The organism is Ruegeria sp. AF7, from assembly GCF_056541885.1.
In genome coordinates, this window is sequence record NZ_JBQFYX010000008.1 from 38,076 (window position 1) to 63,841 (window position 25,766).

At 57.4% G+C, this 25,766-nt stretch carries 27 protein-coding genes; 19 read left to right on the forward strand and 8 right to left on the reverse strand.

Annotated elements, in window-relative coordinates:
* Positions 1–33: 33 nt before the first annotated feature.
* Positions 34–129: an isopropylmalate isomerase gene (locus tag ACR0AP_RS13640; protein ID WP_245220657.1), complete on the reverse strand. Its 96-nt coding sequence runs from the start codon at positions 127–129 to the stop codon at positions 34–36.
* A 115-nt stretch (positions 130–244) separates the two neighbouring features.
* On the opposite strand from ACR0AP_RS13640, the gene ACR0AP_RS13645 reads away from it, so the two are divergent.
* The 4 genes from ACR0AP_RS13645 to ACR0AP_RS13660 all read left to right on the forward strand — a co-directional run bounded on the left by ACR0AP_RS13645 (position 245) and on the right by ACR0AP_RS13660 (position 3,123).
* Positions 245–1,597, forward strand: a complete 1,353-nt coding sequence (locus ACR0AP_RS13645; RefSeq protein WP_480507151.1) for a mechanosensitive ion channel family protein — start codon at positions 245–247, stop codon at positions 1,595–1,597.
* Positions 1,598–1,761: 164 nt separating this feature from the next.
* The gene (gene rsfS, locus ACR0AP_RS13650) at positions 1,762–2,121 is read left to right on the forward strand and encodes a ribosome silencing factor (protein ID WP_209599225.1); all 360 of its coding nucleotides are present in this window, start codon (positions 1,762–1,764) and stop codon (positions 2,119–2,121) included.
* A gap of 44 nt (positions 2,122–2,165) precedes the next feature.
* Positions 2,166–2,636, forward strand: coding sequence for a 23S rRNA (pseudouridine(1915)-N(3))-methyltransferase RlmH (rlmH, locus tag ACR0AP_RS13655; RefSeq protein ID WP_480507152.1), 471 nt, complete (start codon positions 2,166–2,168; stop codon positions 2,634–2,636).
* A gap of 1 nt (position 2,637) precedes the next feature.
* Positions 2,638–3,123, forward strand: coding sequence for a flavodoxin family protein (locus ACR0AP_RS13660; RefSeq protein ID WP_480507153.1), 486 nt, complete (start codon positions 2,638–2,640; stop codon positions 3,121–3,123).
* A 3-nt stretch (positions 3,124–3,126) separates the two neighbouring features.
* On the opposite strand, the gene ACR0AP_RS13665 is transcribed toward ACR0AP_RS13660, so the two are convergent.
* Both ACR0AP_RS13665 and ACR0AP_RS13670 read right to left on the reverse strand, forming a co-directional pair.
* Complete coding sequence (locus ACR0AP_RS13665; protein ID WP_480507272.1) at positions 3,127–3,474, reverse strand: hypothetical protein; 348 nt, start codon at positions 3,472–3,474, stop codon at positions 3,127–3,129.
* Positions 3,475–3,509: 35 nt separating this feature from the next.
* Positions 3,510–4,220 (reverse strand): DUF599 domain-containing protein, encoded by a 711-nt coding sequence (locus ACR0AP_RS13670; RefSeq protein WP_480507274.1) that lies wholly within the window; start codon positions 4,218–4,220, stop codon positions 3,510–3,512.
* Between the two features lie 80 nt (positions 4,221–4,300).
* On the opposite strand from ACR0AP_RS13670, the gene ACR0AP_RS13675 reads away from it, so the two are divergent.
* The 7 genes from ACR0AP_RS13675 to ACR0AP_RS13705 all read left to right on the forward strand — a co-directional run bounded on the left by ACR0AP_RS13675 (position 4,301) and on the right by ACR0AP_RS13705 (position 11,618).
* Positions 4,301–5,740 (forward strand): FAD-linked oxidase C-terminal domain-containing protein, encoded by a 1,440-nt coding sequence (locus ACR0AP_RS13675; protein WP_480507154.1) that lies wholly within the window; start codon positions 4,301–4,303, stop codon positions 5,738–5,740.
* 48 nt (positions 5,741–5,788) lie between these two features.
* Positions 5,789–6,889: an FAD-binding protein gene (locus ACR0AP_RS13680; RefSeq protein ID WP_480507155.1), complete on the forward strand. Its 1,101-nt coding sequence runs from the start codon at positions 5,789–5,791 to the stop codon at positions 6,887–6,889.
* 4 nt (positions 6,890–6,893) lie between these two features.
* On the forward strand, positions 6,894–8,207 hold the full coding sequence (gene glcF, locus ACR0AP_RS13685) for a glycolate oxidase subunit GlcF (protein WP_480507156.1): 1,314 nt from the start codon (positions 6,894–6,896) through the stop codon (positions 8,205–8,207).
* A gap of 120 nt (positions 8,208–8,327) precedes the next feature.
* A complete protein-coding gene (locus ACR0AP_RS13690; protein ID WP_480507157.1) occupies positions 8,328–9,119 on the forward strand; it encodes a trypsin-like serine peptidase in 792 nt (263 codons plus the stop codon).
* Positions 9,116–9,931, forward strand: coding sequence for a trypsin-like serine peptidase (locus ACR0AP_RS13695; protein ID WP_209507230.1), 816 nt, complete (start codon positions 9,116–9,118; stop codon positions 9,929–9,931). The genes ACR0AP_RS13690 and ACR0AP_RS13695 overlap by 4 nt, the downstream gene beginning before the upstream one ends.
* Before the next feature lie 122 nt (positions 9,932–10,053).
* On the forward strand, positions 10,054–10,521 hold the full coding sequence (locus ACR0AP_RS13700; protein WP_209599221.1) for an Hsp20 family protein: 468 nt from the start codon (positions 10,054–10,056) through the stop codon (positions 10,519–10,521).
* A 170-nt stretch (positions 10,522–10,691) separates the two neighbouring features.
* Positions 10,692–11,618 (forward strand): DMT family transporter, encoded by a 927-nt coding sequence (locus tag ACR0AP_RS13705; protein WP_480507158.1) that lies wholly within the window; start codon positions 10,692–10,694, stop codon positions 11,616–11,618.
* A 170-nt stretch (positions 11,619–11,788) separates the two neighbouring features.
* On the opposite strand, the gene ACR0AP_RS13710 is transcribed toward ACR0AP_RS13705, so the two are convergent.
* Positions 11,789–13,264, reverse strand: a complete 1,476-nt coding sequence (locus ACR0AP_RS13710; RefSeq protein ID WP_480507159.1) for an NAD-dependent succinate-semialdehyde dehydrogenase — start codon at positions 13,262–13,264, stop codon at positions 11,789–11,791.
* A 286-nt stretch (positions 13,265–13,550) separates the two neighbouring features.
* Between ACR0AP_RS13710 and ACR0AP_RS13715 the strand changes: the two genes are divergently transcribed.
* From ACR0AP_RS13715 to ACR0AP_RS13750, 8 genes are all read left to right on the forward strand, one after another.
* Positions 13,551–14,630, forward strand: a complete 1,080-nt coding sequence (locus ACR0AP_RS13715) for a coiled-coil domain-containing protein (RefSeq protein ID WP_267365200.1) — start codon at positions 13,551–13,553, stop codon at positions 14,628–14,630.
* On the forward strand, positions 14,627–14,911 hold the full coding sequence (locus ACR0AP_RS13720; RefSeq protein WP_480507160.1) for a hypothetical protein: 285 nt from the start codon (positions 14,627–14,629) through the stop codon (positions 14,909–14,911). The genes ACR0AP_RS13715 and ACR0AP_RS13720 overlap by 4 nt, the downstream gene beginning before the upstream one ends.
* On the forward strand, positions 14,904–16,022 hold the full coding sequence (locus tag ACR0AP_RS13725; RefSeq protein ID WP_480507162.1) for a hypothetical protein: 1,119 nt from the start codon (positions 14,904–14,906) through the stop codon (positions 16,020–16,022). The genes ACR0AP_RS13720 and ACR0AP_RS13725 overlap by 8 nt, the downstream gene beginning before the upstream one ends.
* Before the next feature lie 55 nt (positions 16,023–16,077).
* Positions 16,078–18,009, forward strand: a complete 1,932-nt coding sequence (locus ACR0AP_RS13730; protein WP_480507164.1) for an AAA family ATPase — start codon at positions 16,078–16,080, stop codon at positions 18,007–18,009.
* The gene (locus ACR0AP_RS13735; protein ID WP_480507166.1) at positions 18,006–18,338 is read left to right on the forward strand and encodes a hypothetical protein; all 333 of its coding nucleotides are present in this window, start codon (positions 18,006–18,008) and stop codon (positions 18,336–18,338) included. The genes ACR0AP_RS13730 and ACR0AP_RS13735 overlap by 4 nt, the downstream gene beginning before the upstream one ends.
* Before the next feature lie 175 nt (positions 18,339–18,513).
* On the forward strand, positions 18,514–19,851 hold the full coding sequence (locus ACR0AP_RS13740) for a DUF6638 family protein (protein WP_480507168.1): 1,338 nt from the start codon (positions 18,514–18,516) through the stop codon (positions 19,849–19,851).
* A 1-nt stretch (position 19,852) separates the two neighbouring features.
* Positions 19,853–20,119 carry a hypothetical protein gene (locus ACR0AP_RS13745; protein ID WP_209599214.1) on the forward strand — a complete coding sequence of 89 codons (267 nt, stop codon included), beginning with the start codon at positions 19,853–19,855 and terminating at the stop codon, positions 20,117–20,119.
* A 10-nt stretch (positions 20,120–20,129) separates the two neighbouring features.
* Positions 20,130–20,774, forward strand: coding sequence for a DUF1523 family protein (locus ACR0AP_RS13750; protein ID WP_480488151.1), 645 nt, complete (start codon positions 20,130–20,132; stop codon positions 20,772–20,774).
* A gap of 53 nt (positions 20,775–20,827) precedes the next feature.
* Here ACR0AP_RS13750 and ACR0AP_RS13755 read toward each other — a convergent pair whose 3' ends face one another.
* Genes ACR0AP_RS13755 through ACR0AP_RS13770 form a run of 4 tightly spaced genes read right to left on the reverse strand, consistent with a single transcriptional unit; the run spans position 20,828 to position 25,709 of the window.
* Positions 20,828–21,922 carry a flagellar basal body P-ring protein FlgI gene (locus ACR0AP_RS13755; protein WP_480507170.1) on the reverse strand — a complete coding sequence of 365 codons (1,095 nt, stop codon included), beginning with the start codon at positions 21,920–21,922 and terminating at the stop codon, positions 20,828–20,830.
* Entirely contained in the window at positions 21,919–22,932 is a 1,014-nt protein-coding gene (locus ACR0AP_RS13760; protein ID WP_480507172.1) for a flagellin, read from the reverse strand. Before ACR0AP_RS13760 ends, ACR0AP_RS13755 begins: the two co-directional genes overlap by 4 nt.
* Positions 22,929–24,380: a flagellar hook-associated protein FlgK gene (flgK, locus tag ACR0AP_RS13765; protein WP_480507174.1), complete on the reverse strand. Its 1,452-nt coding sequence runs from the start codon at positions 24,378–24,380 to the stop codon at positions 22,929–22,931. The genes ACR0AP_RS13760 and flgK overlap by 4 nt, the downstream gene beginning before the upstream one ends.
* Positions 24,381–24,413: 33 nt before the next feature.
* Positions 24,414–25,709 (reverse strand): flagellar hook protein FlgE, encoded by a 1,296-nt coding sequence (locus ACR0AP_RS13770; protein WP_480507176.1) that lies wholly within the window; start codon positions 25,707–25,709, stop codon positions 24,414–24,416.
* Positions 25,710–25,766: the final 57 nt, after the last annotated feature.

Consider the following 25,766-nt stretch of genomic DNA (forward strand, 5'->3'; position numbering starts at 1 on the left):
CCGTATGTAATGAGAAATAGCTGGCGAGTTGGCTCAGGCGACGGATAGGCGCGCCAGAACGGTGCGGGCAGCGCCAAAGAACCGTTCACGCAAGCGCGCGCGATCTTCCAGATTCTGAAGTTGGGCCACATTGAGTCTCATGCGGTTCAGATATACCGCGCCCTTCCGGCAATCAAGGTTCAAAACCAGTGTCAGGCTTGCATCGCCCCGCTTTGCTGTCCAAGCTGACCCGCAGGAGACGTGCATGAACCAAGACCTGATCCCCAGTACGCTGACGGACCTCTACAACAACATGGTTGCGGCTTTTTCCGCGCAGTTCGCGCGGCTGCTTGATCTGATCGTCACGCCAGGTTGGCGACAATATCAACTGCTCATCATCCTGTTACTGTGGGCGCTGGCTTTGCTGCTGAAGTTTCTGACTCAGTCCAAATGGGATAGTTGGGCCCGTTCACGTACAGGATGGCCGAAATGGCGGCTGCGAATTCTGGTGCAGTTGATGCGGCGGTTGGCGCTGCTCTACTTCATCCTGCTTTCCTGGGCAATTTATCTGATCATGCAGCAACTCACCTGGCCATCGCGCAGCTATATCATAGGGGTGATAGCTACGTTGGCGGCGGCGTGGCTGGCGATAGCACTGGTCGCGAGACTGGTCCAAAACCGCACGCTTCGCCGGATTTTCAAGTGGGCAATGTGGATTTACGCAACGCTTGTCGCGTTGAACCTGACGGATGATGTCGCGGGTTTTCTTGATGGTGTCGCGATTTCCATCGGGGATCTGCATATTTCGGCCCTTGGGATTCTCAAGGCCACATTGCTGATTGGCATCCTGCTGACACTGGCCCGTATCGGCACGCGCGCAGCCGAACGCGCATTGCAAGGCAATGACGACATAACGCCGTCCATGCAGGTGCTGTTGTCAAAAGGCATACAGGTTCTGCTTTACGGGGCAGTCTTTATGGCTGCGATCCGCACGTTGGGGTTCGATCTAACCGGCATCGCGCTTTTGTCCGGCGCCATCGGCGTGGGTATCGGGTTCGGTTTGCAAAAAGTGGTGTCGAACCTGATATCGGGGATCATCATCCTGATGGACCGCTCGATCAAGCCGGGCGATGTGATCTCGTTGGGGGATACGTTCGGTTGGATCAATTCGCTTGGCGCGCGATATGTGTCGGTCGTAACACGGGACGGGCGCGAGTACCTGATCCCAAACGAAGATCTGATTACCAATCAGGTGGTGAACTGGTCTCATTCCGACCGGTTCGTGAGATTGGATCTGGATTTTGGTACCAGCTATGACGACGATCCGCATAAAGTGCGCGCAACCGCAATCAGAGCGGTAAAGGCGGTTGCCCGGGTCCTGAGCGGCGGCAAACATGAACCGGTTTGCCACATCACCGGGTTTGGTGACAGCAGCGTGGACTATGTGCTGAGGTTCTGGATCAGCGACCCGACAAAGGGGCTGACCAATATTAGGGGCAATGTCTATCTGGCGCTTTGGGACGCATTCAAGGAAGAAGGTATCTCGATCCCCTTCCCGCAGCGCGAAATCCGGTTGCTGCCGGACGGCGCAACTGCGCAACAGATCATCACAGAGTAAGCGTCTGTGGACGCACTGCAGCGTGCATTCATTGAAATGTTGCATTCCCCTTGCTACCTTATTAGTACCCCGGCGCCGGGGTTTCACGGCGCGCAACAAAGGAGGACTATGTCCTGTCTCTACATACACAGGCGGGTTTGCCCGCCGATGATGGGGTCAACATAATGGCCCACTCTCAGTCAATCAGCGACAAGCTGCTTGAACGTATCCTTTCCTCACTTTCCGATGACAAGGCCGAAGACGTGGTGCAGATCAACCTGCAGGGCAAATCATCGGTTGCGGATCACATGGTGATTGCCTCGGGTCGGTCGACCCGTCAGGTTTCGGCCATGGCGGAAAAGCTGACGGATCGCATCAAGCAGGAATTCGGTTTCACCTCGAAGGTCGAAGGCAAGGATACCGGCGACTGGGTGCTGATCGATACGGGCGACGTCATCGTCCATATCTTCCGCCCCGAAGTGCGTGAATTCTATCAGCTGGAAAAGATGTGGCTGCCTCAGGGCGGCAGCGCCTCGGCGAACTGAGGCGCCATCCCGGCCTGCATTAACAGGCCGGAGGCGAGAGAGACATGCGTATCAGCATAGTTGCGGTCGGGCGATTGCGCGCCGGACCCGAGAAGACACTGCTTGACGATTACCTGACCCGATTTGACCGGACCGGCCGTGCGCTGGGCCTTGGGCCTGCGCAGGTGATCGAGGTTGAAGACAAAAAAAACGCAGGGATGGCAGCCGAGGCCGCGCTGCTGCGCAGGGCCCTGCCCAAAGGGGCAGTGTTGTGCACGCTGGATGAACGGGGGCGGGTCATGTCCTCGCCCGATTTCGCGAAGAAGCTGGGTGATTGGCGCGATGCCGGTCGGCAGGACCTGGCGTTTGTGATCGGTGGTGCGGACGGAATTGACCCAGTTCTGCGGACCGAGGCGGATTTTTCCATTTCATTCGGGTCGATGGTCTGGCCCCATATGCTGGTCCGTGTGATGCTGGCCGAGCAACTTTACCGGGCCGCGACCATTCTGTCAGGTGGCCCCTACCACCGGGTCTGACATGGCGCAGCTACTGATTGTCTACCACTCGCGCACAGGCGGTGCCCGGCAGATGGCCGAAGCCGCGGCCGAAGCGGCGCGAGGTGAGGCTGACACAAAGCTTATGCCTGCCGATCAAGCCGGGCCGGAAGATCTGTTGGCTGCCGATGGCTACATCTTTTGCGCGCCTGAAAATCTGGCGGCAATTTCGGGTCTGATGAAGGAATTCTTCGACCGCTGCTACTACCCGGTACTGGGAAAAATAGAAGGCCGACCCTATGCGCAGATGATTTGCGCAGGATCGGATGGCGAGAATGCCGCCCGTCAGATCGCACGAATAGCCACTGGTTGGCGATTGAAAGCTGTTCAGCCTCCGCTGATCATCTGTACTCATGCGCAAACGCCCGAGGCCATTTTGGCCGAAAAGACAATCCCGCAAGACCAACTGGATCAATGCCGCGAGACAGGAGCCGCTTTGAGTGCCGGTCTGGCCATGGGAATTTTCTGAGGGTCAATCCAGGTTAACCACTGTGGTGCCTTCATTCCATCCATCGACGATGCACCGTGCCTGAATTTGCACCTGTGTCATGCCATCAGGAATGACCACCCCGCCCAGAGAGCGGGTAAAGGGTTGTTCGGTTTCGTGAGGATGGAGCAGGATGCGCATTCCCAACTCGTTTCCATCCATATCCAGAACACGCCAGCCGTCGGCGTAATGATCCCAACCCGTATCGGGATGCCGGATCGTCACATCGAACCGCCATGTATCACCGTTTGCACTGGTGCGGACCTGTTCGATTGTTGGCGGGTCGGCAAGGGCGGGGCTCGCCAACATGGCGCAGAGAATCAAGTATCGCATCGCACCAGTGTAACCAGTGGGATAGCGCATCGGTATCACGTATCTGTGCTGGCGGCTCGGGCCATGAGTATTTCCCGGGAGTGTGAGGCGAACTCGCGCCGATACAAGACGCCAAACGTGACCGCTGTACCCAAAATGAGCGCGACAGGTCCAAGAAACCATGCCAACGACGCCAGTGCAAAATAAGTGGCGCGCAGACCACGGTTGAAGCTGCGCGCGGCGGTGACACAGATCTCAGCCGCCTGACCGGCGCGGGGATAGGTTTGCGGGTCTTCGGGGTCATTGGGAACTGCAGCCATCAACACGGCGCAGTATCCGAAAAGGCGGTGCGCCCAGACATATTTCAGAAATGCGTTGGCCAGCAGCAATACGACGAAAAGGATTTTGATCTCCCAGACCATTGCCGGGACACTGCCGATGGCAAGGTCAATTGCGACGCCTGCCAGTCTTTCGGTATTGCCCAGCAGGGCCAGCCCGCCCCCGATGGCAATCATCGTGGTCGACGCGAAAAATGTACTGCCCTGCCGCATGGCCGCCACGACTTGCGCGTCGAACATGCGCGGTTGGCGGGTCACCATCTCGCGCATCCATTCGCGCCGATAATCGTCCATCATAAGGGCTACGGATTGCCTCTGCGGTGACGGATGTTCAATTTTCCACCCAATCCACAGCCAAGCAACCAGCAGCAGAAGCAGCGATGCATAGTCCAGAGGGGCAAAAAGAGCGGCACGTTCGATCCAGGTCATGACCGCGACAGTAAGGCCGGGCATGGGAACTTGCCAGCGCGATAAATTGGTAATATTACTTTACCAAAAGGAGGAGCGCCATGGAGATGCCAAAGCCAAGCCCGGATGTTCTGAGCCGGAAATCTGCGCTTGTTGCGCGGCTGTCGCGGGTTCTGCCCGAAGAGGCGATCATCCACGACCCCGCCGAAACCCGCGCTTACGAGTGTGACGCCTTGACGGCTTATAGATGCCCGCCAATGCTGGCCGTGCTGCCGTCAAGCACACAGCAGGTTTCGGATGTTCTGCGCATTTGTCATGACGAAAACGTGCCTGTGGTGCCGCGCGGGGCGGGTACTTCGCTGGCCGGTGGAGCCTTGCCGACTGCGGATTGCGTCATTCTGGGCGTCGCACGGATGAATGAGGTGCTGGAAATCGACTATGACAACCGCTTCATCAGAGTACAGACGGGTCGCACCAATCTAAGCGTTACCGGCGCGGTCGAAGAAGAGGATTTCTTCTACGCCCCCGATCCGTCTTCGCAGCTGGCTTGTGCCATCGCGGGCAATATCGCGATGAATTCGGGCGGTGCGCATTGCCTTAAATATGGGGTGACAACAAACAACCTGTTGGGCGTGACCATGGTCATGATGGATGGCAGCGTTGTCGAAATTGGTGGTGCGCATCTGGATGCACCAGGTCTGGACCTGTTGGGTGTCATCTGTGGGTCCGAAGGCCAGCTGGGTGTGGTGACCGAGGCCACGTTGCGTATTCTTCGCAAGCCCGAGGGCGCGCGACCGGTCCTGATGGGTTTCAATGACAATGAGGTTGCAGGGCAGTGTGTCTCGGACATCATCAAATCGGGCATATTGCCGGTTGCGATCGAGTTCATGGATACATTGTGCATCAGGGCTTGCGAGAACTTTGCCCATGCCGGGTATCCCGACTGCCATGCGCTGCTGATCGTCGAAGTTGAGGGGTCTGACGCTGAAATCGATTATCAGCTTTCGAAAATCATCGAGATAGCCAAACGCCATGACCCGGTTGAATTGCGCGAAAGCCAGTCGGCCGAGGAAAGCGCCAAGATCTGGTTGGGTCGGAAATCTGCATTTGGCGCCATGGGACAATTGAACGATTACATGTGTCTGGATGGCACGATCCCGGTGTCAGCCTTACCAACCGTTCTGCGTCGTATCGGAGAACTGAGTGAGGAGTTCGGGCTGCCGGTTGGAAATGTGTTCCACGCAGGCGACGGAAACATGCATCCGCTGATCCTGTTCGACGCCAACAAACCCGGCGATCTGGAAAAGTGCGAAGCTTTCGGGGCAGAGATCCTGAAGCTGTGTGTTGACGAGGGCGGCTGTCTGACCGGGGAACATGGTGTGGGGATCGAAAAACGGGATCTGATGTCGCATCAATACTCACCTGCCGACCTTGATGCGCAGATGGCGGTTAAGGACGTTTTCGATCCCAAATGGCTGCTGAACGCGGCCAAAGTGTTTCCGCTCGACGTGTCAGAGCCGCGGCGAATGGCAGCAGAATAAGGGGGCGCTGCCCCTTGCCCCCGGAGTGTTTTGGAAAAGATGAAGCCAATGAGACCTGAGACTGAGGCCGATCTGGCAAAGCTGGTGGCCGGGTTGGAAAACCCTGTATGCATTGTCGGAGGCGGGACGCGTGGAATTGCCGGCCCGTATGCGGAAATCGAAACCGGAGCTTTGCGCGGTATCACGCTTTATGAACCCGGGGCGCTGACCCTTGTTGCACGGGCAGGGACGCCCTTGGCCGAGATCACGGCGACGCTGGAAGCAGAGGGCCAGCACCTCGCGTTTGAGCCGATGGATCATCGCGGATTGCTGGGGACTCAGGGTGAACCGACCATTGGCGGCGTCGTCGCGGCCAATATTTCGGGCCCGCGACGGATACAAGCCGGGGCCTGCCGGGATTTTCTGCTGGGGGTACGCTATGTCGATGGGCGCGGGCAGGTGATCAAGAACGGTGGCCGCGTGATGAAGAACGTCACCGGGTACGATCTGGTCAAATTGATGGGCGGGTCCTGGGGTACTTTAGGAGTTTTGACCGAAGTTTCGCTGAAGGTGCTTCCAAAACCAGAACGGGTGGCAACATTATCTGTTGGGGTTCGGGATGCTGGCACTGCGGTTCGGGTTCTGTCCACCGCACTGAGATCTCCGTTCGAGGTAACGGGGGCTGCGTATGATCCTGACGCTGGAAAAGCCCTGCTTAGGGTCGAAGGTTTCGCGGGCTCGGTCGCATATCGCACAGGCAGATTGACGGCTGAACTGTCTAGGTTTGGTGAGATTACAGAGGAAGCAGGTGCAGACACGCTTTGGGCTGGTATCCGCGATGCTCATCCGTTTCAGGGGCAGGACGGGGATGTCTGGCGGCTTTCCGTAAAACCCGGAGATGCGGCCGAAGTTTCTGCGCGTGCTGAAGCGGATCAGTTGCTGTTTGACTGGGGCGGTGGACTTGTCTGGCTGCGCGTCCCGAAGGGCACGGATCTGCGCGCGCGTCTAGGTGTGTTTTCTGGCCACGCGACAGTTGTACGAGCGGATGCAGAAACAGTCGCGCGACTGGGACGCTTTCAACCGGAGACCGCGGCCGTCTCGACCCTGACAAATGGATTGCGCGCGAAGTTTGACCCACGTGGTTTGTTCAATCCAGGGCTGATGGGATAGGTTTATGCAGACATCATTCACTGAACGGCAGCTGCAAGACCCGGCAACCAAGCGCGCAAACGAAATTCTGCGAAATTGCGTCCATTGCGGATTCTGCACGGCGACTTGCCCGACTTATCAGGTTCTTGGCGACGAGTTGGACAGTCCGCGCGGGCGCATCTATCTGATCAAGGATATGCTCGAAAACGAGCGGCAGCCCGACGAAAAGACGGTCAATCATATCGACCGGTGCCTGTCCTGCCTAGCTTGCATGACCACTTGCCCATCAGGTGTGCACTACATGCATCTGGTCGATCATGCGCGTGAATATATCGAGGCGAATTACAAGCGCCCTTTGACGGATCGCATTTTGCGTTGGGTTCTGGCGCAGATCCTGCCCTATCCGATGCGCTTTCGCTGGGCCCTGATCGGGGCTAAACTGGGTCGCCCGTTTCGGTTTCTCATGCCAGATGCCCGGTTGCGTGCCATGCTGGACATGGCGCCCAAGAACATTCCGTCGGTCAGCCGTAATGATGATCCACAAAGCTTTGCGCCCGAAGGCGAGCGGAAAAAGCGGGTGACCCTGATGACGGGCTGCGCGCAGAAAGCGCTGAATACCGACATAAATGACGCCACGATCCGTCTGCTGACCCGGCTGGGATGTGAGGTTGTGGTGGCTGAGGGTGCTGGATGTTGTGGAGCACTGACCCATCACATGGGAAAGGTGAAAGACAGCCATGCAGCCGCAATCGCTAATATCAGAGCCTGGGTTCGCGAGATGGACGGCGACGGATTGGACGCCATCGTGATCAACACCTCGGGTTGTGGGACGACGGTCAAGGATTACGGGCATATGTTCCGGAACGACACGCTCTCGGATGCTGCTGCACGGGTCTCGGGTATCGCGATGGATATCAGTGAGCTGGTTATGCAACTGAATTTGCCCGAAGGGCGTGATCAGGACCTCACAGTTGCGTATCACGCAGCGTGTTCGCTGCAGCATGGGCAGAAGATCAAGACCTATCCCAAAGACCTGCTGAAACGTGCCGGGTTCCAAGTGGTCGAGCCCGCCGACAGCCATTTGTGTTGCGGCAGCGCGGGGACTTACAACCTGATGCAGCCGGAAATCTCGGGTCAGTTGAAGCAGCGCAAAATCAAAACACTTGAGGCGAAGAAGCCCGATATCATCGCCGCAGGCAATATCGGTTGCATGATGCAAATCGGGTCCGGCACCCAAGTGCCAGTCGTTCATACGGTCGAGTTGCTGGATTGGGCAACAGGGGGGCCGAAACCACCCGCGTTGCAACGGGCAGGAGATTCTGTTCCAATTTTGCGATAAGCCACTCTGATGCCGCCCCGCATCATTTCCTCAGGAAATTCACCTGAACACCGATCGCCCTATTTTTGCCCAACGGGGCACGTAGGACAAAAGCTTCAGAGTGAGTCCCCGGAGACCCGAGTGCGCAAATGGATTAAGGCGATTGTTCTTTGTGCTTTGCCGATGGCGGCTACAGCACAGGACACCAGGCTGGAAAGCCTGGAGACCTCGGATTCCGGGCGCGAATGGATGGCTGTCGGTCGTCTGGATATTGCCGGAAAAGGGTTCTGCACCGGAACGCTTGTGTCGCCGACCCTTGTGCTGACAGCGGCGCACTGCCTGTTCGACAAGGTGTCCGGGCAGCGGGTGAACCCGTCCGATATCGAATTTCTGGCCGGGTGGCGGCTGGGCCGCGCTTTGGCTTATCGAACGGCAAGACAAGCTGTAATTCACCCGGATTATCAATTCAGTGCTGAGTCGTCGACGGACCGTGTCGGCGCGGATGTCGCCCTGATCGAGCTTTGGCAGCCGATCCGCAACACATCGGTCATTCCGTTTGAATCAGGAGATCAGCCGCGCCGGGGCGCGGAAGTGGGCGTGGTGTCATATGCACATGACCGGTCAGAAGCGCCTTCGTTGCAACAGGTTTGTTCGGTCATGAACCGGCAGGCAGGCGTTATGATCATGTCTTGCGACGTCGACTTCGGGTCTTCAGGAGCACCGGTTTTTTCTTTTACAGGCACGCGCCCTCAGATCGTGTCGGTTGTGGCGGCAAAGGCCAGCATGGATGGCCAGAGCGTTGCGATCGGGACTGCGGTTGAACATTCGCTGCAATTGCTGCGCGACGAGCTGTCTGCCGGGCACGGATTTGGATTGTCGACCTCCGGTTCGGGGACGGGCAAGAACGTCGGTGCAAGGTTTGTCCGACCATGACCAAGGTCTTCATAAGCCTGCTTTTGGGCCTGAGTGTTCTGGCGACCGCATCCCATGCGCAAGCCAACAAACGCAAGCTGACAGACCGGGACGACCTTTACGGTTGGGAAGCAATTGGGCGGCTGGATGTGCGCGAAGCGTCCTATTGCACAGGTACGCTGATCGCGCAGGACATGGTGCTGACCGCTGCCCATTGTGCTGTGGACCGTCGTACCGGGGAAACATACGCGCCCGAAGACATCACGTTTCGTGCGGGTCTGAGCAACGGCAGCGCGTTGGCCGAGCGTCAGGTCACGCAGATTGCGGTTTTGCCCGGCTACGCTTCAAATAACCCGCTTTCGCACGAAGGCGTTCGGATGGATGTCGCCCTGATGCGGTTGAATGAGCCCATCCCGTATTCGATTGCCGATCCTTTCGTGTTGCACAGCGGGCGAGTTTCAGGAAACGAGATCAGCATAGCCTCATATGGGCGCGGACGATCCGAGGCGATCACGCGGGAAAGGTCGTGCCGCGTTTTGGATCGCAGGCAAGGCTTGATCACTTTTGATTGCGACGTCACCTTCGGGTCTTCCGGATCCGCCATTCTGGCAAAAAACGGTTCGCGCTGGCAGGTTTTGTCCGTGGTTTCAGCGGTAGGCACGAACGGTCGCAGAAAGGTGGGGTTCGGCATGGAGCTTGACGAGGTCGTGGCCGAGCTCAAGTCCATCATGCGGCGCGATGCGCCAAAACCAACGGCTACGATCCGCCGGTTACAGGCTGGGTCCGGTGCGTCCGGGTCTGGCGCGAAATTCATCAGCTCCGGCGGGGGTTGAACTCGGTCAAATCGCTTCCCATGTCACTGATATCGGATCGCCACAACGGGGTCCGTCATTAACATTGGTCCGTCCAGCCGGAGGGCCAGATCGTGAATCGCTCAAGACTGAGGATATGACACATGCGTACATTTGATTTTGCACCGCTGCACCGCGCCACCATTGGCTTTGACCAGATCGCCGACATGATGGATCGCGTTCTGACCAATGATGTGGCACAGCCAAGCTATCCGCCTTACAACATCGAAAAAACCGATGTCGACACCTACCGTATCTCGGTGGCCGTTGCCGGTTTTTCGGAAAGCGACCTTTCCGTTGAAGTGAAAGAAAACTCGCTGGTTGTTGCCGGTAAGAAGGCATCCGAGGACAAGAGCCGCAGCTATCTGCATCGCGGCATCGCAACCCGCGCGTTCGAGCGTCGCTTTGCTCTGGCCGATCATGTCCGTGTCACCGGCGCAAGCCATGAAAACGGAATGCTGAACATCGACCTGAAGCGAGAAGTGCCCGAGGCCCTGAAACCGCGCCGGATCGAAATTACCTCGGCTAAAGCCATCGAAAAAGACGTGGTTGACGCCAAGGCCGTGAACTGAGGCTTTGAAAGCTTGGCGGCAGTCTCCTCCTCCCGGACTGCCGCAACACCCGCGCCCCGCGTTCCTCCAGACGCGGGGCGTTGTTTTTTGATGTCAGCGCCTATGCTCATCAATGCGTCGGCCCGGTAAACTCGGCTACACTCATCGCGAACCTGTGCTAGAACTTGCAGATGTCGACGACATCCACGCAGACCAGACCGGCTATTCCGCAACCGCTTGCGGTTGTTGGCGTTCTTTTTGCTTCAATCTGTTTCGGGCTTGTTCCCTATTTCAGCAGGGGGCTGACTGAGCAGGGCGTTGCACCTTTCGCGGTCGCATTCTATCGCTACATCGTTCCAGCGGTTTTGTTACTGCCAGTGCTCATCGTACACCGAAAAGCCTGGCGCGAGATTTGTTGGGGTCTTGCGGTCGGAGTGGTGATGGGGCTTGGCTGGATTGGATATGTCACAGCCTTAAAGACACTGCCCGCATCGACGGTGGGCGTGCTCTATATGACATATCCGGTTTTCACGTTGATCATTGCGTGGGCTTTGTTCGCAGATACTCCCACAAGGCGCGCGTTTCTTGCGTCTGGCCTCATCATTCTGGCTGCCATCATAGCAGGCTCGCCAGCATCCGTTCCGGTCGAGCACATTCCTACGCTTTTAATCTCGCTGGCGGCGCCATTTGGTTTTGGCTTCGGGATTTCTGTTCTGGTCCACAGGTTGTCCCGAATTGCGCCACTTGCACGCATTGCTTCGGTGTCTCTGGGATCGGTTCTAGGGCTTTTGCCTTTGATGCTGAATGCAGACGTTTCCACGCTGCTTCCTGACGGTCAGTCCGATTGGGTTCTGATCATTGGAATTGGATTGGTCACGGCGCTTGTGCCGCAGCTTGTCTACACGATCTGTTCGCCGCTGATCGGCGCTTCTCAAACTGCGGTTGTCGGAAGCATTGAATTGCCCACGATGTTTGCAGTCGGGTTCTTTGCGTTTGGAGAAGCGATCACAACTGCGCAAGCTATAGCCTGTGCTTTGGTCTTAGGGGCGATTGCAATAACCAGAAGTCGGGTGACGCGCACCGTAACGACCGTGATAGCGAAAAACGAAAAGACGTAAGTTTGGGATCGTATCGAGCCCCATACGAAAAGTTCCTGCGATGCTTGCGCGTGGGGAATTCATGCTTGGTGAAATAAGTTTATTTCCCAGCCGCCACCGGTCCGTTTGACCCGAACAACGCCTCGCCTGCGGGCAGAATGGCCACCGCCCCAAGGCGATGGCCCGCCAGATCAGACCGACATGCAGACGTATTTCATCTCAAGATAGTCTTCCATGCCGTGATGGCTGCCTTCTCGGCCCAGACCGGATTGCTTGACGCCGCCGAACGGGCCTAGCTCAGTCGAGATGATGCCGGTGTTCACGCCGACAATGCCATATTCCAGCGCCTCGGCCACTTTGTAGACGCGGCTCAGGTCCTTTGCATAGAAATACGAGGCCAGTCCAAAGATCGTGTCATTCGCCATGGCGATCACGTCATCTTCATTCTCGAACTTGAACAGCGGTGCCAGCGGGCCAAAGGTTTCATCCTGCGCCACCATCATGTCCTGAGTCACGCCGGTCACAATGGTCGGCTGAAAGAACGTACCGCCCAGATCGTGAGGCAATCCGCCGGTCAGAACGGCGCCGCCCTTGTCCGTGACATCCTTGATATGCTCTTCCACCTTGGCGACCGCATCGGCATTGATCAGCGGGCCGGTTGTGGTGCCCTCGGTCAGACCGTCGCCGATTTTCAGGGCTTCAACTGCCGCTTTCAGTTTGGCAGCGAACGCGTCGTAAACACCGGCCTGTACATAGATGCGGTTGGCGCAGACACAGGTCTGGCCGTTATTGCGGAATTTGCACAGCATCGCGCCTTCGACGGCCGCATCCAGATCGGCGTCATCAAACACGATAAAGGGTGCATTGCCGCCCAGTTCCATCGAGCATTTCATGACCTGATCAGCAGCTTGCCGCAGCAGGATGCGCCCCACCTCGGTCGAGCCGGTAAAGGTCAGCTTGCGTACACCGGGGTTTTCGCAGAACTCCTTGCCGATCTCGCTGGCCTGGGAAGAAGGCACCACGTTGAACACACCAGCTGGCACGCCGGCTTGTTCCGCCAGAAGCGCCAGAACCAGCGCGGACAGTGGCGTTTCTGCCGCCGGGCGGGCAACAAAAGCACACCCCGCCGCCAGCGCAGGTCCTGCCTTGCGAGTGATCATGGCGTTGGGAAAGTTCCAGGGTGTGATCGAAGCCGCCACACCAATGGGCTGTTTCAGTACCATGATCCGTTTGTCGCGCTGATGCCCGGGGATGGTCTCGCCATACACCCGCTTGGCCTCTTCCCCGAAAAATTCGATGAAGGAGGCACCATAGCCGATTTCTCCGATGGCCTCAGCCAGTGGTTTGCCCTGCTCCGCGGTCAGGATCTTGCCCAAATCTTCGGCGTTCTCCATCATCAGGTCGAACCAGCGCCGCAGGATCACCGCTCGTTCCTTGCCGGTCAACTTGGCCCATTCCTTTTGCGCGGCTTCGGCCTGTGCAATTGCTCCGGCGACTTGCGCCCGGCTGACATCGGCCACTTTGGCCACCACATCGCCCCGGGCCGGGTTGGTCACGTCGAAAGTTCCGTTGTCACCGTCCACCCACTGACCACCGATATAGGCTTTGGTTACAAGCAAGTCAGGATTCTTCAGAATTGATTTCAGATCGGTCGTTGCGTCCAGCATGTCATTCTCCGCGCAGAAGTTGAGTTGCCGCACCCAATCAGGTGTTGAGGGCTTTGTCTATGTCCACCGATGCGGGTCGATCAGCCCAGATTTGATCAAATTATTTTCAGACCCAATCGTTGCAGCATAGTCGCAGCGTTGAGTTCTACGTCAGGTTGCGATCACGTGGCTTTCCTTTCCACCCCAAGTTTGCCAGAGTTTGCGTGATTTTTGGACTCAAGGGGATGTAAATGACCGTAACATTCCCTATCTTATTGGGTAATTAAAGAAAAAAAGGACAGCAGAGATGTCGAACCAGCAATTCGAAGCGCTTATCAAAGAAACGCAAACGAAAGTGCGCGAAAGCCAGTCGCAGATTGAGGGGCTGACATCGCGGATCGAAGCGGCGCGGGCCAAGATTGGAACGGCCGAGGCCGATATCGACATCGAAAATGCCACGCTTGAGGATGTTCACGCCCATACTGAGGTGATGAACGCCAACATCGCCGAGCTGATCATGGGTCTGGACGATGTTACCAACGCGTTTTCCAAGGATTTCGACGAGATGCGCTCGAAAACCGGGTGGGAGTCGTTTGTCGGCATCTTTTCCAAGGGAAAATCCGAGTCGCTCCGGCAAGAGCGGATGCGAACGGCCAATATCGACGACAAATTGCAGGACCTGATCGCCAAATCCGATGTGATCGTGAAGCTGTTGCAAGGGCAGCTGACTGTGCTGGAAGAGCAACGCGTAAAGGTCGAGGATAACCTGACAGGCACGCTGGACGATCGCGAGGCAACCGTGGCCGAACTGGAAGCACTGCGGGCCGAGATCCAGGGCATGGACCCGGCGATTATCACGCTGGAAAACAAGATCAGTGTCGAACAGGACGCCGCCGCGCGCACCCAGCTGGAAACTCAGCTGGCCGAGCTGAACAAGCAATACAACGCCAAGGTTCAGGAAGAGCAGGTCAAGCTGGCCAAATCCCAGACGCTGGAGCGCTATATCGAAAAGGGCAAGACCTGGGTCGATTCACTGCAGAACCAGGCGGCGACGCAGATGGTGCTGATCAACAAGCTGCAGACAGACACGCAACAGCGCGTCGTGCTGTATGACGCCTTGACCAAATCGCTGAAAACAGCGCAGCAGCAGGACGTGGCCCACCGCATAAACGAGATCGGCGTGCAGACCGACCAGGAGGCGCAGACGGCAATGGCCGCCATCGGCACCGCGACCAACCAGAAAATGGCCGACATGCTTGAGGCGCATGAGGATCACATGGTCTTTGCCCGCGACGTGCTGGAGAAAAAGGCCAAGGCGGATGAACGCTTTGCCCGTCGGTTCGCCTCGATTGTCGAGAAGCATGATAAGAATTTGTATGGCGGATGACTGATTTCGAGAAGAGAACACTAAAGCTGTTTGTCATTGCTTCAGCTTTTGTCGCTGCCATCACCTTGGCATTTGGCATTTCTTTCGAGAATGGAACTGCAATGGCGATTGGGTCACTGATCGCAGCCGTGGGTGTGCTGGTTGCGTTCCTCTGGCTTGCACAATTCTGTTCCGAAAAACTCAGAGACTACGGTTTGGGTGAAGGCACCGAACTACTGTTCGGCAAAGCCCATGCAAAGCGCGTGTTTGGCCAGAGCTACAAAAAGCCAGAGAATGACTAACCCCACCAAAGACCATGTTGGCCTGACCGACACTTTCGCCTCGCGCCGGTATTTCCGCAAATTCGAGGTGATCACCGTCCACCTGTTGCGCGTGGCGGCGACGATGGAGGCCGAGGGCGCGATTAGCAAGCAAGAGGTGCGGATCGTGTCGCGCTACCTCTCGGGGCTGCTCTACACCTTTCGCGCGCTTAGCATGAAATACCTGCTGGTTGGGCGCGATACGGGGCGGTTCTTTGGCAGCCTCGCCATGGACAAGCGCGACAGCGGGTTTCCGGTGGCTGCCGAGTTGCTGACCATGGCCAATGACGCGCAACAGGCGCAGGTGCATTTGGCGAATATGCCCTCGGAAGATGACCTGAAAACCGACATGGTCCGCACGATCATTGGCGACCGGGAAATTCCAACCAAGCTGCAATTTGCGCTGTCGCAAAGGCTTTATTACGAAGAGTTGCTTAAGGGTCAGTTGTTCTGGGCCCGCAACGATCCCGAATGTCACTGGATCGGGAATGAGGGCGAGCGGCGCAAGTTCATGATCCACTGGGCGGTCTATGACAGTCAGGTCAACCTGCCCGTCATATATCTGATGCAGCTGGAGGACACAGGCAAATCCGCCCTGCCCAAGGATCAACGCCGCTGGCCCGAAGTGCAGGCGCATCTGATGGCGCAGTCTTTGGGCGGGCTGAAACTGGTGACCATAGCCAAGGGCTTTGATCAGGATTTCGATGACCTGCACCCCAAACACCTGCGTCGCATCCATGTGGGGCCGATGTATTCTTCGGCGTTTACCGAACAATCCGGCCCCTTGCGGCAGGTGCTGGAGGATGCGCAATCCCCGCAAGGTCAGGATTGGGCGCTGGCCTGGACCACCGAAGAGCTGCACAGCGAAGAGGTCATCGAGGAACGCGCCGGCTGGTTTTCAACTGTCGAGCGTGAGGTTTTTGCGCTGGATCCTTTTGGCGGGCAGGGGGCCGAGACCGGGGCCACCCGTACCCAACGGTCGATCATCCTGCCACAGCGCCCGTTTCAGGTGCTGGCCGAACGCAACCCGCCGGGTTTTGCCGATGTGCGCAAGTTCGTCGTCAGCAATGCGGGGCAGGTTTTGAGGTACTAATTTTCGCCTTCGGCGAGAGTATTTTTGAAAAGATGAAGCAAGGGCGGTTTTTGAGATGAGTTTGACGTCAGATAAGATGGAATTGCGCGAAGACGACATTCGCAAGCATTATCCGGCAGCGACCGCTTTGCTGAGCGGGTTCGAACATGCGCCGCGGATCGCCAAAGCCGTGGAATCCACCGTTGAACGCTCACCAGGTGTTTCGACTGGTCGGCGGTTTCGCTCGACGACACCGGGGTTGGTGACACGCCGGACCGTGCGCGCAGACGGGGTGCATCTGGTTGAACGGATCGAAGCCTCGGACGATGGTGACGCCTTGGTTTCGCCGCCGCAGGCAACTGCACAACAGGCGATCCGCCGCGCCATCGCAATCGCTTTGGCCGTGGCCGACACTTATGCGGAACAGACCCCGCTTGCGGATCTGAAACGCGCAAACCTTGCCGGAGATCTGCCTGCCGCGCGGAAGACCGAGTTTTCAGAGGTTCTGACAGCCGAAGCGCTGATCACGATGCATACGTTCGGCAATGCGCTGGCCTATCTGTTGTCCTCGCATCTGGGTGAGACCACGGTTGATATTGGTGAGATCGAAGAGGTCCTGACAGACAACGGCCAACTTGCCCTGCACGGCGCGTTGTGGGAACTGGACCAGACGCTGGCCAAATACGCCTCGGACGATGCCCATCTGATCGCCGCCACCAGTGCCTATGCCGAGCAACTGATGGAGAAGTCAGCCCTGCGCGCAGGGTCCGCAGGTTATCTGGCCCCGTTCCAGAACGCAGCCTGGCATATCGAGGCCGACGATCTGACGATCCGGGGGTTCGAGCCGGCCTCCAAGGCCAAATCCACCACCTTGACCATGACGTTCAAGAAGCCGAACGAAGTGGTCGGCAACCATATCGCCAAATATCAGGCGATGAAGCTGGCCAAGATGGTGATGGCCTATGATTTCGACCGCCGCCTGAACCCGTTTGCGGAACTTGGCGGGTTCATCTTTACCTTCATGGGTGACGGAAAGCCGGGCACCGGTAAGACCACGCTGATCCAGATGATGGCCGGGCTGATCAACGAGTATTGCCAGAACGCAGGCTATCCGTTCCGCTATCAGAACCTGAGCACCGACAATATCGACAGCTATCAGGGCAAATCCGGCCAGAACGCCAAGGCGTTTATCAACACGATCATCGACCCCTCGGTCATCGGCTTTGGCACCATCGACGATATCGACCAGCTGGCGGGTAAGCGCGGCGACCGGCAGTCCTCGGCCGGGCAGTTGGAAATCACCGCCGTTCTGATGGAGAGCTTTGCCGGTGCCAACACCGTCGTGCGCGGCAACTGCACCTTTGGCATGTTCTCGAATTACCCCGAGAATGTGGACGACGCCCTGCGCCAGCGGGCGGGCGCGCGCTTCCTCGTGGACGGACCGCAAACGCGCGAGGATTACATCGATATCCTGCACCTGCTGATGGGCCGCAACCACGATATCCCGCTGGGCGCGCACGAAGCCTTTGCCGCGCAGGAAATCAAAAAAGCCGTCGCGGCCAGTTTCGAAAGCCACTCCCGCCCGCATGAGGACGCGCTTCTGCAGGTCTATGACCGGGTGTCCGGCGAGATCGGCCAGTTGGACACGATCGCCAAGCTGGGCACCTACCTCAAGGCGATCCAAGCCGCAGATGAGCGGTTCACCGGTCGCGCGATCAAGAACATCACCGACGCGGTCAAGGTCCGCGCGATGGACTTCGAACTGCCCGACGAATGGATGGAAACCCCCGACCTGTTCCTGTTCCGCGACTACGACACCAAGAAAGCGATGATCGAAGACCTGCGCCAGCCGATCACGGTTGAGATGGTGATCCAAGAGATCAACCGCTACGCCGACAGCGAATTCCGCTATGCCGACAAGAGCGACGAGGTCGCCATCGAAAACGCCGTCCGCGAAATGGGCCGGATGGAAGAGGCCAAGCGGCGGTATCTGGAGGGGAAGGGGTGACCTTTTTGATCGCGATAGGTCTACCGCTACTACTGGGTATTGCGGTTTCTATACCAATGGGCTCCCGCGCCTATCGCACGGCTCGTGTGTCCAAAGAGAATGGAAAGGAATGGCTGCTTCCATTCTTGGCCTATGGTGCGGCTTGTACTGTTTTAGCAGTTTTTGCCAGCTATGCTTTGATGGATGTCTTTGTCGACCGATTTGCTGTGGACGTTGGCAGTGCTAATCCCGCAAATGTTATGGTCTACTTTCAGCTACAATTCTGTTTGATTGCAGCACCCCTTGGTTTCGCGATCATTTTTGCCTTCGCAAAAGGACTGCGAGCATGAGTTTTGAATTCGTGAAATACAGGTTTCTGTTTGAGAGTGATATCGCGGCACAGCCGCGACGCGCCCGACCCGCCCACGTCGTTCCGAAGGCACGCCTTTGGCGTGACGGCGGGCGCGTTCCGTACCCACCCTCGGGCCGGGCGCATCGCTACCGTTGCGCGGGAAGGCAAATGTCATGATCCGCCTCATCGAAAAAGGCCTGATGTTCGGCAACCTTGTCCACATCTCCAGCCCGGCTCTGGTCGAGCGCTATAACCGAGCGCTGCAGCATCTGGCGGGCAAGACCACGGCGCTGACCGATTTCCATGTCGATATCTCAGGCTATTCGCCGGAGGTGGGGATTGAGTTGGAGGACGAGCTCTACCTCAACCCCAACGGGGTCAACCGGCAGTTCATCCTGCTGACGACCGAGCAGAAACGCGCGCCTTTGCTGAACGTCAAATTCTCGACCTCGCGCGATATTCTGCGCGAATTCATCGACATGAACGAGGCGCAGCTGTTTGCCCTGACCGCCACCGATGCGGTGGCCGGAGAGCTGGTGAACTCGGTCATCAGGCTCACCACCCCGCGCGATCTGCTGAACCTGAGCAAGATCGAGATCGAGGCCGACACCGCAGGCGGCACTCTGCGAAAGGCCACGCAGCTCGCGGATATGGTCGAACAGTTCAAAACCGCTGAGGACGCCTGGTTCGACGATGTGCTGATCGCCCGGATGATTGAAACCGCCAAGGAAACCGGCGATGTCACCCGCAACCCGGTGCACCTGAGCCATACCGCGTTTGAACAACGCAATTTCTGGACGGCACATTTCGGCGGGCTCTACTTGTTTCCGGATATGGATCACCCGGCGGCGATTTGCATGGGCGAAAAGCCCGACGATTTGCCCATCAAATACACATTCGACCCGTCACAGCGGAACCAGATTGCCAAGTTTCTGGATTATAACGACCTGGTCGAACCCATCGTCAAAGCGCGCGGCGTGGATGCTGCCGCGATCCTGCAGCAGAAGATGGATTTCCTGACCATCGATGCGGCTGCGGATGCCGGGGTCGATCTGACTGGACTGAACCGCAGTGATATGCGTCGGCTGGCGCGCAATCACTCGGATCGCTTGCCCGAAGCCTATCACGGCCTTGCGCAACTGTTGCGCTGGGCAAGCGACGGGGGGCCGTGGCCGCGTATCACGTCGGATCATCCGGCTTATTTCTACACTTTGCGCGCCGCTGACACGCCGAACCGTGATCTGGTGAACATGCTGCTGGCCGAACTGGCCCCGCTGGATCCACGCCAGATGTTCATTTGCCACAAAGAGCTGTTCTATAGCACCTATTCCAGATGGCCCGAGAGCAAGAAAGCCTATGTTGCCGACTTCCTCGCGCGCGAGTATCAGGTGGACAAGCAAGGGGCCCGTGCCGCGCTGTTCGGCCATGAGCCGGATATGAGCGGCGAAGACCGGATCAGCGATGACATAATCGCGCGGGTCGGTCCGTGGGGTTCGGTAAGGAAAGGCTGAAATGTTCGGGTTATTGCGCCTTTTGCTGATCTTGTTGGTGATCCAGACGATCGCCTATGTCGCGCTGTCTTTCTACTCGCGCGGGATACGCCGTCGTAAACTGGAAAGTTGGTGGGATGAGAAGGGCAAGACGGGCAACAAGGACGCTTTTGTCGAACGCGGATTGCATGTGTATGACAATTCGTTCCGGCGCAAACTGATCCTGGGTGTCTATATTGTGCCATGGGTGGCGATTGGCGCGCTGATCTACATCGTGAATTACATGTGAGGGTTTAGGCATGGCCTATGTGAAATGGGCGTTCATCATCATCTTCTGGGGAACGATCGCGGCGGTCCTGCAATACTCGCTGCCGCAACATGATGTTGTGCGTATCGTAAACACCTACGAAGAGCGGCAGGATTTGAACGACTGGACACGGATTTTCTGGTCCGAACCCGAAGACCAATCCACCAGCCTGTCCAACCGGGATGTGCAATTCATTCAGGCTGTGCGCGAAAATGGCAAGCCGATCGTGTACCGAAACGAAGACACCGGGTGGGGGTGGCCACCCTACTTCAAGTTCGACACGGCAAACCTTTACACCGAAGCCAATGATGCGAAATCGACCAAGGAAAATCCGAAATGGGTGGTCGTGACCCATTACGGGTGGCGCAACGAGTTCATGTCGATCTTTCCCAACGCCATTTTCATCAAACATGTGGAAGGGCCGGATGTGCAGGTCATTCCCTGGTTCAACATCATATTCCTGACAATTTTCGCCGCGCTGGTCTGGGCGGTTTGGGTGCGCTGGCGCAGGTTCCGAAAGGCCCGAATTGATCCGATGATCGAGAATGTGGAAGACGGCTTTTATGCGGCCGGTGACGCGATTGAAGAACGCCGAAACAGATTTCAGCGCTGGCTGGACAGCTGGAAATCGAAATAGGCCTTAACGTCACGGGCGTGTTTGTGGCACGCCCATTGGACCAAAGATATCGGCTACCTGACAACAAATTCTGCGTGCAAGGCGCCCGCCGCTTTGATGGTTTTCAAAATGTCGATCATATCCTGGGGTGATACCCCCAGCGCGTTCAGACCTGCGACAACCTCGGACAGGGTCGTTGCTTCGGGGATTTCGGCAAGGCCGGTTCCTTCTTCCTCTTCGATGCCTGCAATAGTGCGCGGAACGACCACTGTTTCGCCCCTGGCAAACGGATTGGGTTGCACGGCAATCGGTGCTTCCTGAACTGTCAGGGTCAGATTACCCTGAGAGACAGCCACACGCGATATCCGAACCTCTTGTCCCATAACAATGGTGCCAGACCGCTGATCGACTACCACACGCGCCTTTGCTTCCGGCTCGACCAGAATATTCTCGATACGCCCGATGGCATGGGCCGTTGACACTGCCTGAGTTGCAGCAATGTTGAGTTCAACCGTGCCTGAATCGCGCATGATTGCCACAGCTCTGTTGAACTCGGTGTTTATGGCAAACTCAATTCGCGCGGCCGTGGTGAAATCAGGCTCTCTCAATGCCAGGCGCATTTGGGTCAGAGTTGACAAGTCAAACTCAATTTCACGCTCAACACGCGCGCCGGACGGGATCACACCCGAAGTCGGCACCCCACGCACGACCGACGCGGCCTCTCCTTCAGCGGAAACGCCACCTGCAAGGATTGTACCCTGTGCAACCGCATAGATTTGCCCGTCTGCTGCGTTCAGTGGGGTCATAACCAGCGTCCCCCCCAACAGGCTGTTTGAATCGCCTATCGCCGAAACCGTTACATCAATTTGGCCGCCGACTCTGGCAAAAGGCGGCAGACTGGCTGTCACCAGAACGGCTGCCACATTCTTTGGCCGGAAATCCTCGCCCGTTACGTTGACACCCAAACGCTCCAAGATGTTGGACATGATCTCTTCGGTGAAAGGAGAGTTGCGCAATCCGTCACCGGTTCCGTTCAAACCGACAACCAGGCCATAACCAACAAGATCATTACCTCGGACACCGTCGAAATCGACGAGGTCCTTGAGGCGGATTGCCCCCGCCCAGGCCATACCGGGGAGAAGTATCAGGAGAAGTATCAGCACCCTCATCTCAGGAAATTCACCAGCGAAAGGTTCGCATTGCGAACGGTTACCGAATAGAGACTTTCCAACTGAAACTGCACCGTTTGCAATTTCGCCGCTGTTTCATAAGGATCGACCGCGATCAGTTCGTTCCGGCTGAATTCCAGACTGGTTCGGGCCATCGAATTTCGCGTAGCGGCTTGTTCGATGCGGCCCTCGGCGCTGCCGACCTGGGCCCGCAAGTTTACTGTGGCATCCTGTGCGTTCGCCAGATCGACACCCAGCTGGGTGAACAGGGCGGTGCGCTGGTCGGAAGAAAGAGCCAACGTATTGTCGGTGGCTAATGCCGCTATTGCAACATCCCTCAGGGCCGCCTTGAATGCCGGGTCGGTTGCCGTGAGTGGCAGCGTAACGCTTTCATTTTCCGAGATCTGCATAGGAGAGAGTGTGGTGCTCGCGCCCTGATAAATCATGGCGTCAAACCCCGCAGGGCTGTTGAACCATGTGTCGGCAGCCAAGCGTATGTCGGCGACGGTCACAGCCCCCGTCAGTTGTGTCTTCAACGCAGCCAACAGCGTGTCAGTCGAGGGCAGTGGCGAGACATCCGTGGCTGTACCCGAAAACAGACTGCGCCCACCAACTCGCGTGTTGAGCGCCGATACCATCGTGTCGAGCTCATTCCTGGCATGATCTGACGCCTGCGCATGATTTACCGGCTGATTGGCCGTTCCGTAGGCCAACAGAGACGCGGTCATTTCGCCAACCGAATCTCCAAATGTCTTCAGGCTCAACTGCATGGCATCCGTGAACAGGGCCGCTTCGGCTGTGGCGATGCCAAAGGCGTCAAGCCTGGCAAGCGAACGGTCCAGATCCAGGATCTGAGAGTAATCTCCGCCAAGCCGACCAGATATATCCTGCACTTTGCCGGTGGACATCTCGTAAGAGAGAGTTTCAATCTGTGTTTTGATTTCAGTGGCGCGGGTGCGAAGGGTCATACCGCGCGCCAGATCGCCGATGGCAGTCAAGTTCTTGCTCATAACCTCAGAAGCGTTTCCATAAGCTCATCGACGACCGAGATGACACGCGCGTTTGCTGCGTATGTCTGTTCGATCTGCATGAGGCGCTGTAATTCCTGATCCGTATCGACGCCTTGTTCGGCCTCAATCTGTGACATTTGTTGTTGGCTGTTGCTGGCAAAAGCCTTCCGCTGCTCCGCAGCGTGAGATTGCGCCCCGGCTTTCGACATAAGCGCCTCGGTCAACTCGGCGGCGCGCATGTTTCCAGTGCCAAACAGCCCGCCAGGTACGGCGCGCGCGTCATTCAGAATGGCACCGAAAGCACGCAGTTGCGACGCTTGCCCGGGATCGCCCGGTGTTGCGGCACCCAGCCCCGCGCGGAGCTTCCAGCTGTCGCCGCTGTTGTCGGGGTCCGCAACCGAATTCAGCGAAATGCGCGATGACAGCCCGACAAAGGTAGTCGGGTCGAACCGATTTCCGTTATCTGTGAACAGACCGGGATCTGTCGCAAGTGCTGTGGGATCCAAGCCTGGCGTTTCAAATCGTTCGAAAAGATCGCGGGCAACGGTATCAAGCTGCAACTGTGCTTCAACAGTCAATTCATCACGGACCAAAAACTGGGCTGCCAATGCGCCACCGCGGATTTGCGCAGTGTCCCCGCTGGTGCGCACCGGATTGCCGTTCATAGCCAATCCGGACAGCAGACCATTTGCGACCGTCATGTGGGGTTTCGTCTCACCGGTCGTGGAAAAGGTGAACTCGGACGCTTTGCCTTCCAGAAGTATCAACCCGCCGTCTGAATAGAGGGACACCTGATCGTTGGCACGTGGCACAACGTTGACCGGGATCAAAGTATTGACCTGATCGATCAGGACTTGCCGTTGATCCAGCAAGGCCCCGATATCGCCGCCGGAATTTTGAATGGCCGGAATCTTTGCGTTCAGAACTTCGATGTCTTTCAGAACCAGGTTCAGGCTTTCGATCTGATCGCCTATCTTGCGGTCCGCGTCCGAGCGTGCCTGTCGCACACCCTCAGAAGCCGCGTTAAGCTCTGCCGTAAGGTCGCGCGCCGCGCGCGCCACTTGATCAAGTCTTTCGATCGAGTCGGGTAGACTGGCTGCGGTGATGAAGCTGTTTTCCAAGGCAGACATACGGCTGGCAAGGGATGGCGTGCTGTCTGCTGTTCCTACAAGGTTTTCGAACCGTGAGCGGAAATCCGAAATGGAGGATTGAAAGGCAAGCTCGGCGTCTGACGACCGTCTGTTGGCCGTCAGAACCGGGTCCTGATGCCGGATTACCCCAACCGCACGCACGCCATTGCCAGATATGGGACTTGTCGCCAGTTCAAGGGACCTGCGCGCATAGCCCGGTGTCAGGGCATTCGCGATATTCCCCGAGACCACAGCCGCCCCGCGACTGGCCGCTGTCAGCCCACCCAATGCGTTATTGAGTGCCGTCGACATATTCATGAGGCCGCTCCTTTCCTTTGGTCAGCGCCTGGATCAGCGCTTCAAGTTGGTCGTTTCCTGAAGCATCTCGTCCACCGTCTGGATCACCGTGGCACTGGATGAATAGGCGCGTTGTGTCTGGATCAGAGATGTCAGCTCGGTTGCCACATCCGTGGTGGATTCTTCGCGTGCGAAGGAAACGATATCACCGGTTGGGCCTTCGCCCGCGTTCCACAGAAAGAACGTGCCGCTTTCGCGGGAAGGCGCGTAGGTTTGACTGTCCAGCGCTGTCAGGCCGTTGGGATTGGGAACATCGGCCAGCGGGATCTGGAACATTCGGCGGCTGACACCGGTATCGTAGAATGCATAGACATAGCCACTTTCATCGACCTGAACGCTGGTCATCGTACCAACGGCAGATCCATCGCGCGTGATTGAAACCGGAGCAAATGTATCGGATAGCTGAGTAATACCATCGGCATCGCCGATCAGCCCGATATTGACCTCCATCGGGCCGCCAGCGACGTTGACCATGACACTGCCGGTTGCCGGATCGTAAGCGCCGCCGGTTACAGGGGCGACGCTGGCCAGTGTGCCACCGGCTGTTCGATTGTCGGTAAACGTCAAAGAATATTCCCCGATAACCGCGCCACCGGATGCCGAATCGCGCAGAACCATGGTCCATTCATTGCTGCTGCCAGTTGCCGGAACGGTCGGGATCAGTTGAATATCAATACTTTCGGATTTCCCGAGATTGTCGAAATACTCGACTGACAAAGGTTGTGTATCGCCCGGCGCACTCGCATCTGTTGCCGTTGCGGGAAGGTTCATACGCAGGTTCATCTTTGTCGTTGGGGCACCGGACAACTGATTGACGCTCAACTGAATTGGTTCAAGCGCGGCGGGCGTGTCGCGTGGAACGGGCGGGATGGACCCGTCTGCCGCAGCACGCCATCCCAAGAGAACAAGACCGGATTCGGTCACCAGGTATCCTTCTTCGTTGGTCCGGAAGGAACCCGTGGTCGTCAACAACATCTCGTTCGAATTTGCGCCGACCTGCGAGCTGGATCGTACCGGCAACATGCCGCGTCCGCGCACTGCAAGATCGGTAGAGTTGCTGGTGGTCACCAGTGATCCGCGCTGATCAATCATGCGCTGGCTGGTCGTGCGCACGCCCCCTGCCGAGTAACTGCCACCCTGGCCAGACGTGACCATCGAATGAAAGTCAGTTTCCACTCGTTTGTATCCGTAGGTCGAAGAGTTTGCGATGTTGTCGGAAATCGTTGCCAACCTGTTGGCGTTGGCCTTCAACGCCGCCACACCGGCATTCAGCGAAGAGGAAATTGTCATTGGCGCGCCCTTCTGTTGCGTCAAGCTTCGATGCAACAGGTAACGCGCTGCCCCTTA